General features: G+C 73.7%; 12 protein-coding genes and 4 tRNA genes. 11 read left to right on the top strand and 5 right to left on the bottom strand.

All coding sequences use genetic code 11. The features are described from left to right. Positions 1-269: 269 nt before the first annotated feature. Positions 270-428, top strand: a complete 159-nt coding sequence (locus G5C62_RS23020) for a hypothetical protein (RefSeq protein ID WP_164702824.1) — start codon at positions 270-272, stop codon at positions 426-428. 382 nt (positions 429-810) lie between these two features. Here G5C62_RS23020 and G5C62_RS23015 read toward each other — a convergent pair whose 3' ends face one another. Continuing rightward, positions 811-1,068 carry a hypothetical protein gene (locus G5C62_RS23015; RefSeq protein ID WP_036340834.1) on the bottom strand — a complete coding sequence of 86 codons (258 nt, stop codon included), beginning with the start codon at positions 1,066-1,068 and terminating at the stop codon, positions 811-813. A 194-nt stretch (positions 1,069-1,262) separates the two neighbouring features. Between G5C62_RS23015 and coaE the strand changes: the two genes are divergently transcribed. Together coaE and G5C62_RS23005 are read left to right on the top strand one after the other, a co-directional pair. Next, positions 1,263-1,859 carry a dephospho-CoA kinase gene (coaE, locus tag G5C62_RS23010; RefSeq protein WP_164702833.1) on the top strand — a complete coding sequence of 199 codons (597 nt, stop codon included), beginning with the start codon at positions 1,263-1,265 and terminating at the stop codon, positions 1,857-1,859. Between the two features lie 81 nt (positions 1,860-1,940). Continuing rightward, complete coding sequence (locus G5C62_RS23005; protein ID WP_164702832.1) at positions 1,941-2,432, top strand: VOC family protein; 492 nt, start codon at positions 1,941-1,943, stop codon at positions 2,430-2,432. 93 nt (positions 2,433-2,525) lie between these two features. Here G5C62_RS23005 and G5C62_RS23000 read toward each other — a convergent pair. The 4 genes from G5C62_RS23000 to G5C62_RS22985 all read right to left on the bottom strand — a co-directional run bounded on the left by G5C62_RS23000 (position 2,526) and on the right by G5C62_RS22985 (position 3,497). Then, a tRNA-Val gene (locus G5C62_RS23000) sits at positions 2,526-2,600 on the bottom strand. A 53-nt stretch (positions 2,601-2,653) separates the two neighbouring features. Beyond that, positions 2,654-2,724, bottom strand: a tRNA-Cys gene (locus G5C62_RS22995). A gap of 42 nt (positions 2,725-2,766) precedes the next feature. Then, positions 2,767-2,838, bottom strand: a tRNA-Gly gene (locus G5C62_RS22990). 119 nt (positions 2,839-2,957) lie between these two features. Next, complete coding sequence (locus G5C62_RS22985) at positions 2,958-3,497, bottom strand: SsgA family sporulation/cell division regulator (RefSeq protein ID WP_164702831.1); 540 nt, start codon at positions 3,495-3,497, stop codon at positions 2,958-2,960. 172 nt (positions 3,498-3,669) lie between these two features. Here G5C62_RS22985 and G5C62_RS22980 point away from each other — a divergent pair, with 172 nt between their 5' ends. The 8 genes from G5C62_RS22980 to thrS all read left to right on the top strand — a co-directional run. Further along, on the top strand, positions 3,670-4,296 hold the full coding sequence (locus tag G5C62_RS22980) for a sigma-70 family RNA polymerase sigma factor (RefSeq protein WP_241176075.1): 627 nt from the start codon (positions 3,670-3,672) through the stop codon (positions 4,294-4,296). Continuing rightward, positions 4,293-5,192, top strand: coding sequence for an anti-sigma factor domain-containing protein (locus G5C62_RS22975; protein WP_241176074.1), 900 nt, complete (start codon positions 4,293-4,295; stop codon positions 5,190-5,192). The genes G5C62_RS22980 and G5C62_RS22975 overlap by 4 nt, the downstream gene beginning before the upstream one ends. Positions 5,193-5,251: 59 nt before the next feature. Then, the gene (locus tag G5C62_RS22970; RefSeq protein ID WP_241176073.1) at positions 5,252-5,698 is read left to right on the top strand and encodes a TIGR02611 family protein; all 447 of its coding nucleotides are present in this window, start codon (positions 5,252-5,254) and stop codon (positions 5,696-5,698) included. Between the two features lie 27 nt (positions 5,699-5,725). Next, a tRNA-Val gene (locus G5C62_RS22965) sits at positions 5,726-5,797 on the top strand. Between the two features lie 95 nt (positions 5,798-5,892). After that, positions 5,893-6,291 carry an HNH endonuclease gene (locus G5C62_RS22960; protein WP_164702828.1) on the top strand — a complete coding sequence of 133 codons (399 nt, stop codon included), beginning with the start codon at positions 5,893-5,895 and terminating at the stop codon, positions 6,289-6,291. A 10-nt stretch (positions 6,292-6,301) separates the two neighbouring features. Continuing rightward, positions 6,302-6,859, top strand: coding sequence for an MOSC N-terminal beta barrel domain-containing protein (locus tag G5C62_RS22955; protein ID WP_164702827.1), 558 nt, complete (start codon positions 6,302-6,304; stop codon positions 6,857-6,859). Positions 6,860-6,906: 47 nt separating this feature from the next. Beyond that, a complete protein-coding gene (locus G5C62_RS22950) occupies positions 6,907-8,046 on the top strand; it encodes a CapA family protein (RefSeq protein ID WP_164702826.1) in 1,140 nt (379 codons plus the stop codon). 80 nt (positions 8,047-8,126) lie between these two features. Beyond that, positions 8,127-9,845, top strand: a 1,719-nt coding sequence (thrS, locus tag G5C62_RS22945; protein ID WP_164702825.1) for a threonine--tRNA ligase, incomplete at its 3' end; no start/stop codon positions are given.

Below are 9,845 nucleotides of genomic sequence, written 5' to 3'. Positions count from 1 at the left end.
CGAGCTTGGCCCGCAGGGCCGCCAGCGCCTCGTCGGAGGCCAGGGTGCCACCGGTGGAGGGGGCGTCCGGCGCGTCGACCGGCTCGCTGGAGTAGCTGCCACCGGCCGCAGCCTCGGCGTCGGCCTCCTTGGCCGCCGCGATCTGCTTGCGGTGCGCCTCGAACCGGGCCTGGGCCTCGGCGTACTGCCGCTCCCACGTCTCGCGGGCCTCGTCGTAGCCCTCGAGCCACTCGCCGGTGTCGGAGTCGAAGCCCTCGGGGTAGACGTAGTTGCCCTGCTCGTCGTACGAGGCCGACGCCGAGGCTGCGGCCGGTGGCAGCTACTCCAGCGAGCCGGTCGACGCGCCGGACGCCCCCTCCACCGGTGGCACCCTGGCCTCCGACGAGGCGCTGGCGGCCCTGCGGGCCAAGCTCGCCGGCGGCGAGTGACCCGACAGCTCGTCTGAGCAGCACCTGACCGTGCGCCGTCCACCCCCGGGTGGGCGGCGCACGGTCGTCTCTGCACCCGGGTGGTCGACGAGAACCTGACCGTCGTGGACCCGGCCATCGCGAGTCCGGGCGCCCTGAGCCCAGCCGCCCGGAGACTGGCCGTCCCCGGCCGGGACGGCGACGACCCCGCCGACCGTGGGGGTCAACGAGGTCGTCGGGTCCTGGGGCTCAGCCGTGAGCCGTCGGACCGTGGGTGCATGCCCGGCTCGTCCATGAGCCGTCGGGTGCGGGCAACGGGAGTGCGGCGCCGTCGACCTCGGTCAGGCCCTCCTGCAGGGGGCCGCCGCGCGCTCGCCAGCGGTGGGGGCAGGGAGGCCCTCCGTCAGAGGCTGAGGATGATCGCGAACGCGGTGCGCGGGCGGCCACCGGCGTTGGCCAGGAAGTCCCAGGTGTGCCGACCGGAGCGCACGCTCGGCACCAGGGCGCGGAAGAACGCGGCCCCGCGGCGACCCTGCGGCAGGCGCTCGCGCACGCCGGGGAGGTCGGAGCACCGGACCCCGGCCGGGTTGTCGATCCGGTGCCGACCACGGCGGGGAGTGCCAGCGGCCGACAGTGCGCCATCGAGCGTGGAACGGGACATGGTCGGTTCTGCCTCTCTGCTGTGGCGGGGGAAGTCCACCGGGACGAAAGGTAGGTCCTGTGACTGGTGTGACTGGTGCGACGCGCCGAGGGTGCCTGCGCCGTGACCTCGCCGAGACCTGCGGCGCCCCCTCCGGCCAGCCGCGCGTACCCGACGGGACCTGCAGGCAGGCCCGGGGCCTCTAAGGTCGGACCGTGCTGAAGATCGGGCTGACCGGGGGCATCGGTTCGGGCAAGAGCACCGTCGCGGCCCTGCTGGCCGAACGTGGTGCCGTCGTCGTGGACGCCGACCGTCTCGCCCGAGAGGCGGTGGCACCCGGTACGCCGGGGCTGACCGCGATCGCCGAGGAGTTCGGGCCCGGCGTGGTGACCGAGGACGGCGCCCTGGACCGGGCTGCGCTCGCCTCGGTCGTCTTCGCCGATCCTGCGGCCCGGGCCCGGCTGGACGCGATCGTCCACCCTCGGGTGCGCGCGCGTGCCGCTGAGCTGGCTGCTGCGGCCCCGCCGGGGTCGGTCGTCGTCCAGGACGTGCCCCTGCTGGTGGAGACCGGTCAGGCAGGCTCCTTCGACCTCGTGCTGGTCGTCGAGACCGAGGCGGAGACCCGGGTCGCCCGGCTGGTGGACCGGGGGCTGTCCGCCGCCGACGCGCGCGCCCGGATCGCCAGCCAGGCCACGGACGAGCAGCGGCGGGCGGTCGCCGACGTCGTGTTGCGCAACGACGGTGCCCCCGAGGAGCTGGCGGCGCAGGTGCAGCGCTTCTGGTCCGAGCGCGTGGAGCCCGCGACGCGCTGACGGCGCCGATGAGTTCCGCCGTCCGGGCCGGTCCTGGGTGCAGACCCCGGCGCGGGGTCCCCGCCGTGGAGAGGAACCGAGATGGCGCAGCAGAAGATCGTCCCGAACCTGTGGTTCGACAGCCAGGCCGAGGAGGCGGCGAACTACTACATCGACGTCTTCGGTGAGGGGCGGGTGCTCAGCGTGGCCCGCTACCCGGAGGGCGCACCCGGCCCGGCCGGATCGGTGATGAGCGTGGAGTTCGAGCTGGCCGGCCAGCGCTTCGTCGGGATCAACGGTGGGCCGCAGTTCCCCTTCACCGAGGCCGTCTCCTTCCAGATCGACTGCGCCGACCAGGCAGACGTCGACCGGTACTGGGACCGGCTCGTCGGTGACGGGGGAGAGGAGAGCCAGTGCGGCTGGCTCAAGGACCGCTACGGGCTGTCCTGGCAGGTCGTCCCGGCCGGCATGGAGGAGCTGTTCGCCGACCCGGACCCCTCACGGGCCCAGCGTGCGGTGCAGGCCATGCTCGGGATGCGCAAGCTCGACCTGGCCGCCCTGCGTGCTGCGGCTGACGGGGTACCGGTCGGCTGAGTGGGGATCATCACATCCCGTCCACGCCGCAGGCGGGTCTCCCGCTGAGACGACGGAAGGCCCCAGGTCCGTGGACCTGGGGCCTTCCGTGGCTGGTGGGCGATACTGGGATCGAACCAGTGACCTCTTCCGTGTCAGGGAAGCGCGCTACCGCTGCGCCAATCGCCCCTACCGGTCTGCCGACCGGCCTGCCTCCACACCCGTGCTCCGTGGAGGAGACGAGGTGGAGACGGGATTTGAACCCGTGTAGACGGCTTTGCAGGCCGTTGCCTCGCCTCTCGGCCACTCCACCGCACGCCAGGCGCCGGTCTCGCGACCAGCGCCCGGGGTTCCGAGCGGACGACGGGATTCGAACCCGCGACCCTCACCTTGGCAAGGTGATGCTCTACCACTGAGCCACGTCCGCGTTGCGGATCAAGTCCGCGTTACGTGGAGAACTCTAACCGACCCGAATCGGGGGTCCAAACCCGGGGGGTCCAGGGGGTGTCCGGAGGGGGGTTCCTGCAGGTCAGCCCCGCGTGGGGGTCAGTGCGACGTCGGGTTGTCGGTGCCACCGCGCAGCAGCGCGGTGAGCTCGTCGTCGACCCGCAGCAGCTCGCTCTCCGTGCCGACCGGCACCAGTGCGTCGGTCTCCCGCAGGAACTGGCCGACCGCGGCGCCCGACACCTCGAACAGCGCCTCACCCGAGGGTGCCCGCAGCTGCAGGAAGAGCACGTCCAGCCCGTTGCGCGCCGGCCACAGCCGGACGTCGCCCTCGCCGACCGGCCCGATCAGGCCCGCACGCAGGAGGTCGCGGCTGAGCAGCCACTCGACGCCGCCGTCCTCGTCCGGTGCCGGGTCGTAGGCGTCGTCGTCGGCACCGGCCGCCTGCGCGGCCGTCTCGAACGCGGAGCCGCCGTCGTGGGTGCGGTCGTCCTCGGCGCCGTCGTCGCCGAACCGGACGCGCACCGCGAACGGGTCGCTGGAGTCGTAGACCAGGGCGGCTGGGACCGCCGTCCAGGACTGGGGGCCGATGAGGTGGAACGTCGTCCGCGCGGTGCAGCCGGACATCGAGTGGCGAGCCATGTCTCCTTAACGACCCAGAACTGCCCTCGGTCACGCATGGTCTCGGCGTGTCGCGCCACACCAGTCACATGCGTCCCAGGAGTCGCCAGGCGACACGGCTCGCCGCGGTCGCAGTGCCCGTGATCACGGGTCGAACCGATCAGGGCCGACGAGCCGAACGCCGCGTGTGACCATGGGCCTCGTGAGCCGACCAGTGCGCAGTCCCGAGGACGGCGCCGCCGACCTCGAGCTGGTCCGCCGGATGGCGGCCGGTGACCGCTCGGCGGTCGATGACCTCTACCTGCGCTTCCGGCGCCCGGCGTTCGCCCTGGCCCGCCGAGTGCTGGCCGACGACACGCTGGCCGAGGACGTGCTCCAGGACGTCTTCCTCGGCATCTGGCGCAACCCGGGCGCCTTCGACGGCAGTCGGGGCAGCGTCGCCTCCTGGGTGCTGACGATGGTCCACCACAAGGCCGTGGACGCCGTCCGGCGCGAGGAGTCGCAGCGCCGCCGCACCGTGCGGGCCGAGGAGGAGATGGCGCTGGCGGCACCGACCGAGAACCACGACGTCGAGGACCAGGCCTGGGAGCGGGTGGAGGCCGACCGCGTGCGGACGGCGCTGCGCTCCCTGCCCGATCCGCAACGGGAGGCACTGACCTTGGCCTACTACGGCGGGTACACCCAGCGAGAGGTGGCCGCCCTGACCGGCACCCCCCTGGGAACCGTCAAGACGCGGATGCTCGCCGGCATGCGCCGGCTCAAGGACACGCTGGGCACCGGGCTGCCCGGCGTCACCCCGGCCGACGGAGCCCCGCGATGACCGCACCCATGGGCAACCGGGACGACGAGCACCGCCGCTGGGAGGAGCTCGCCGTCGGCTGGACGCTGCACGCGCTCGAGCCCGAGGACGAGGACCTCTTCGCCGCCCACCTCGCCGCCTGCGACCGCTGTGCCGACACGGTCGCCGAGACGGCCGAGGTGATGGCGGCGATGTCCCGCGACCTGCCACCGGCCGAGCCGTCGGACGCACTGCGGGACCGGCTGCGCGCAGCGGTCGAGGAGACCGAGCAGCTGCCGCAGGCGGCACCACCCGAACGCCGGCGCGAGCAGTCACCGGCTGCGCCGGCCCGTCCCGCGGGCCGGCCTGCCCCGTGGGAGGCCGGCACGGGCAGCACCTCGGCGCGAGAGCTCCACCTGCCGCTGCCGACCCACGTCGCCGACCCCCGCCCGGCCTGGCGGCGGGTGCTCCCGACCGCGTTGGTCGCGGCTGCGGTGGCGGCGGTGCTGGCGCTGGGCGCCTGGAACGTCGCTCTCACCAGCGCTCGCGACGAGGCCGTGGCCGCGGCGGCCGAGCAGGCCCGGATGCTGGACGCGCTGCTGGACCCGGGGCAGGTCACCATCGCCCCGCTGACCGAGGAGGGCGGGGAGGACGTCGCGACCGTCGTCGCCCGCGACGGTCGACTGCAGGTGCTGGCTGACGGCCTGCCGGTCAACGACCCCGGCGACGACACCTACGTCGTCTGGGGGTTGCCGGATGGTCCCCCCGTGGCCATCGGGACGTTCGACGTGGTGACTTCTGAGATGGACCTGCGAACCGTAGGCTCGGCGGAGACCGGTCTGGACGAGTACCCCGCGTACGGCATCAGCATCGAGCCCGGTCGGCAGGCTCCGTCGGCACCGACGGACATCGTCGCGACCGGGCAGGTGACCAGCTGAGCGGACAGGACACGATGGCATCGCGGGGTGAGCAGGTGCCGGTCCCGCCGGAGCCGGACGTGCCGGAGACCGCAGAGGAACGCCGCGCCCGGTACGACGCCGACGACGTGCACAGCCTGCGCGAGCGGGTCGCCGAGGTGCGCTGGCGGCGCTGGATCGCCACCCGGCGCAGCCTGGACACGCCCTACCGCTGCGGGGTCGGGCTGGTGGGTGGCCTGGTCGTGGCCTTTGGCATCGTCACGATCCCGCTGCCGGGGCCCGGGTGGCTGACCGTGATCGCCGGGTTGTTCCTGCTCGCCACCGAGTTCACCTGGGCCGAACGGGTGCTGGACTTCACGCGGCGGCACGTCGCCCGGTGGACGGCCTGGCTGAACCGTCAGCCGCTGGTGGTGCGGCTGGCCGTCGCCGCCCTGACCGCGGCTTTCGTCCTCGCTGTGCTGCTCGTGACGCTGCACGTGATGGGCGTGCCGGACTGGGTGCCGGGGTGGGTGCCGCTCTGGCGGTGAGCATCTGGCAAGATGTTTGACGCACCCGGGCGATTGGCTCAGCGGTAGAGCGCTTCGTTCACACCGAAGAGGTCACTGGTTCGATCCCAGTATCGCCCACCGGATGCAGGGGCCAGGTGAACCCGGAGACGGGGAATCCTGGCCCTTCGTCGTCCCAGGGGCAGGGCTGCCGCGATCGGCGCACCATGGACGCGATGGCACTGGACCGGGCGGCCCGACTCCTGGTCGCCGTCGAGCGGGACGGGCCCACCTGCGTGTGGTGCGGCCGGACCTTCGGCGCGCAGGTGGTGCCGACCACCGAGCACGTGGTGCCGCGGGTCAAGGGCGGGCCGTCCTGGCTGGAGAACGAGGTGGCCGCCTGCCGCCGCTGCAACTCCGAGCGGGGGCACACCGCACCGGTCCCGTGGCTGGAGGAGTGCCAGCGGCGCGGCTGGCTCCCCGACGAGCAACGGCTGGAACGGGTGCTGACCGCCCTGGACGGCGCCATCACCGATCGTGGCGGCCAGCGGCGGGCCCGGCCCTACCTGGAGGCCCAGCTGCGCCGGTTGCGGCGCCGGGGGAGCCCGTCGGCCGACCGGTCCCGGCCCGCGTAGCGTCCCGGTGATGAGCGACACGGTGGGGCAGGTCGGCCAGATCTCGGTGTACCCGGTGAAATCCCTGGCCGGGCGCGTGGTCACCGCCGTCGACGTGCAGGACGCCGGGCTGCGCGGTGACCGAGCGTGGTCGGTCGTCGAGGCCGGCACCGGCGAGCGGGTCACCGTGAAGACGACCCCCCGGCTGCGCGAGGTCGTCCCGACCGGGGACACCGAGGCCGACGGCCGCACCCTGACCGAGGTGCTGGGCCGGCCGGTCCGCCTGGCCGCCTCGACCGGGGGCCCGCAGGTCGACGCCGCCGCCGTCCACCTGGTGTCCCGCGGGGCGATCGACCGGGCCGCGGACGGCGACGTCCCCGAGGGCTGCTCGGCCGACGACCCGCGCGCCAACCTGCTGCTCCACCTGGCCGGCGATGCCGACGAGCGCTCCTGGGTCGGCCGGCGGCTGCGGATCGGGACCGCGGAGCTCGACGTGGTCCGCACCCCCAAGCACTGCCTCGGCGTGTACGCCGAGGTCCGCACCCCGGGCACGGTCGCCGAGGGCGACGAGGTCCACCTGCTCGACTGAGGTGTCCGGATCGGCCCCGGTGCCGGTGGTCGCTAACCTCGGCGACCGTGACCAGGAGAGCTGCGCCGGCGCTGCTCGCGGCGCTGCTGGTGGTCCTGCTGGCCGGCTGTGGCACCGACGAGCCGACCTCCACCCCGGTCGCCGAGCCCGGCACCCCGGCGCCGTCGTCGGGAGCGACGCCCGAGGCTCCACCGGCCCCCGACTCCTTCACCCTGGTCGCCACCGGCGACGTGCTGGTGCACCAGGGCCGGGCGCTCACCTCGGGTGCCCGCCAGCCCGACGGCAGCTGGGACTTCTCGGCGGTCTTCGCCCCGATCGCGCCGGTGCTGCAGGCCGCCGACCTGGCGATCTGCCACCTGGAGACGCCCGTGGCACCGGTGGGTGGGCCCTACTCGGGTTACCCGTCCTTCGCCGCCCAGCCCGAGATCGTGGACGCCCTCGCCGGCGCCGGGTACGACCTGTGCTCCACCGCCTCCAACCACTCGCTGGACGACGGCTTCGACGGGCTGGTCCGCACGCTGGACGCCCTCGACGCCGCGGGGATCGCGCACACCGGCACGTACCGCAGCGCGGCGGAGAGCGAGCAGCCGGTGGTCGTCGACGTCGGGGGAGTGCGCGTCGGGCACGTGTCGACGACGTTCTCGCTCAACGGGGTCCCGCTCCCGTCCGAGGCGCCCTTCGCCGTCGACACCTTCGCGGTGCCCGACGTCAGCGCCGTGCTGGCCGATGCAGCCGCCGCCCGGGCCGCCGGCGCGGAGGTCGTGGTGGCCAGCGTGCACTGCTGCGCCGAGTACGACCACGAGCCGACGGCGGCGCAGGAGCAGGCGGTGCGCACGCTGCTCGCCTCCCCGGACGTCGACCTGGTCCTCGGCCACCACGCCCACGTCGTCCAGCCGTTCGAGCAGGTCGACGGGGAGTGGGCGGCCTACGGCCTGGGCAACCACCTCGCCGAGCACGCCACCCGCGGGTACGACACCGAGGACTCGGTGATCGCCCGGTTCACGTTCACCCGGGGCGAGGACGGCCGGTTCGCCGTGTCGGAGGCCGAGGCGGTGCCGGTGCGGATCGAGGTGGGGGACGACGCCGTCCGGCTGGTGCCCGCCGAACCGGAGAGCGCCGCGCGGATCGGTGCGGTGCTCGACGCGCGGGGCGCGGTCGCCGCGGGGCTCGCGATCGTCCCCGGCTGACCCGGGGCGTCGTCCCGGCGCACTAGTCTCGACAGGCCCGGCCGACCGGTCGGGACCGTGTCTGACCCCCGGGAGCTCTCGTGTCCACCCCGCCCTCGCCCACCGCCGTCGCTGCGATCCGGGTGCCGGCCGGGACGACGGCCATGCAGGCGCTCAAGGACGCCGGGGTGCCGCTGAAGGGCCCGGACGGCGCGGTCGTCGTCCGCGAGCTGGCCTCCGGTGACCTCAAGGACCTCGGCTGGACCCCGGACGCCGACGCCGAGGTCGAGCCGGTGCCCGCCGCCAGCGCCGACGGTCGCGCGGTGATCCGGCACTCGACCGCCCACGTGCTGGCCCAGGCCGTGCAGGACCTGTTCCCCGGCACCCGGCTGGGCATCGGCCCGCCGGTGGAGAACGGGTTCTACTACGACTTCGACCCCGAGCGCCCGTTCACCCCGGAGGACCTGCAGGCGCTGGAGAAGCGCATGCAGGCGATCGTGAAGCAGGGGCAGAACTTCAGCCGCCGGGAGATCGGCGACGACGAGGCCCGGGCCGAGCTGGCGCACGAGCCGTACAAGCTCGAGCTCATCGGGCTCAAGGGCGGTGCCGGCCAGGCCGGGGCCGGCGAGGAGGTCGCCGGGGGCGCCGACGTCGAGGTGGGCGGCGCGCAGCTGACCATGTACGACAACCTCGACCCGCGCACCGGCGACCGGCTGTGGACCGACCTCTGCCGTGGCCCGCACCTGCCCCGCACCTCCACCATCCCGGCGTTCTCCCTCACCCGCAGCGCCGCCGCCTACTGGCGGGGGAGTGAGAAGAACCCGCAGCTGCAGCGGGTCTACGGCACCGCGTGGGAGAGCAAGGACGCGCACAAGGCGTACCTGGAGCAGATCGCCGAGGCCGAGCGGCGCGACCACCGCCGGCTGGGCTCCGAGCTCGACCTGTTCAGCTTCCCCGACGAGGTGGGCTCCGGTCTGGCGGTCTTCCACCCCAAGGGCGGGATCATCCGGCGGGAGCTGGAGAAGTACAGCCAGCGTCGCCACGAGGAGGCCGGCTACTCCTTCGTCAACACCCCGCACATCACCAAGGGTCAGCTGTTCGAGACCTCCGGCCACCTGGACTGGTACGCCGAGGGCATGTACCCGGCGATGCAGCTGGACGAGGAGCGGGACAGCGACGGCAACGTCCGGCGGCAGGGGCAGGACTACTACCTCAAGCCGATGAACTGCCCGATGCACAACCTGGTGTTCGACTCCCGCGGCCGCTCCTACCGCGAGCTCCCGCTCCGGCTGTTCGAGTTCGGCACCGTCTACCGCTACGAGAAGTCCGGCGTCGTCCACGGGCTCACCCGCGCCCGCGGGTTCACCCAGGACGACGCACACATCTACTGCACCCCCGAGCAGATGGCCGGGGAGCTCCGTGGGCTGCTCGACTTCGTGCTGGGGCTGCTGTCGGACTACGGGCTGAGCGACTTCTACCTGGAGCTGTCCACCCGGAACCCGGAGAAGTCGGTGGGCACCGACGAGGGCTGGGAGCGCGCCACCGAGGCGCTCCGGCAGGCCGCGGTGGACTCCGGGCTGGAGCTGTTCCCCGACCCGGGTGGCGCCGCGTTCTACGGCCCGAAGATCTCCGTCCAGGCCAGGGACGCGATCGGACGCACCTGGCAGATGTCGACCATCCAGGTCGACTTCAACCTGCCGGAGCGCTTCGGCCTGGAGTACACCGCCGCCGACGGGTCCCGGCAGCGGCCGGTGATGCTGCACCGGGCGCTGTTCGGGTCCATCGAGCGGTTCTTCGGCGTGCTGACCGAGCACTACGCC

This window comes from Modestobacter sp. KNN46-3 (genome assembly GCF_011039295.1).
The sequence above is the reverse complement of the archived record's forward strand: the minus strand, read 5'-3'. Positions and strand labels throughout refer to the sequence as shown.

What these genes read in the sequence shown, in the direction of transcription:
- G5C62_RS23015 (WP_036340834.1), bottom strand. Translation starts at nt 1,068, where the DNA reads ATGTCCCGTTCCACGCTCGATGGCGCACTGTCGGCCGCTGGCACTCCC.
- G5C62_RS23005 (WP_164702832.1), top strand. Translation starts at nt 1,941, where the DNA reads ATGGCGCAGCAGAAGATCGTCCCGAACCTGTGGTTCGACAGCCAGGCC.
- G5C62_RS22985 (WP_164702831.1), bottom strand. Translation starts at nt 3,497, where the DNA reads ATGGCTCGCCACTCGATGTCCGGCTGCACCGCGCGGACGACGTTCCAC.
- G5C62_RS22980 (WP_241176075.1), top strand. Translation starts at nt 3,670, where the DNA reads ATGGGCCTCGTGAGCCGACCAGTGCGCAGTCCCGAGGACGGCGCCGCC.
- G5C62_RS22975 (WP_241176074.1), top strand. Translation starts at nt 4,293, where the DNA reads ATGACCGCACCCATGGGCAACCGGGACGACGAGCACCGCCGCTGGGAG.
- G5C62_RS22960 (WP_164702828.1), top strand. Translation starts at nt 5,893, where the DNA reads ATGGCACTGGACCGGGCGGCCCGACTCCTGGTCGCCGTCGAGCGGGAC.
- G5C62_RS22955 (WP_164702827.1), top strand. Translation starts at nt 6,302, where the DNA reads ATGAGCGACACGGTGGGGCAGGTCGGCCAGATCTCGGTGTACCCGGTG.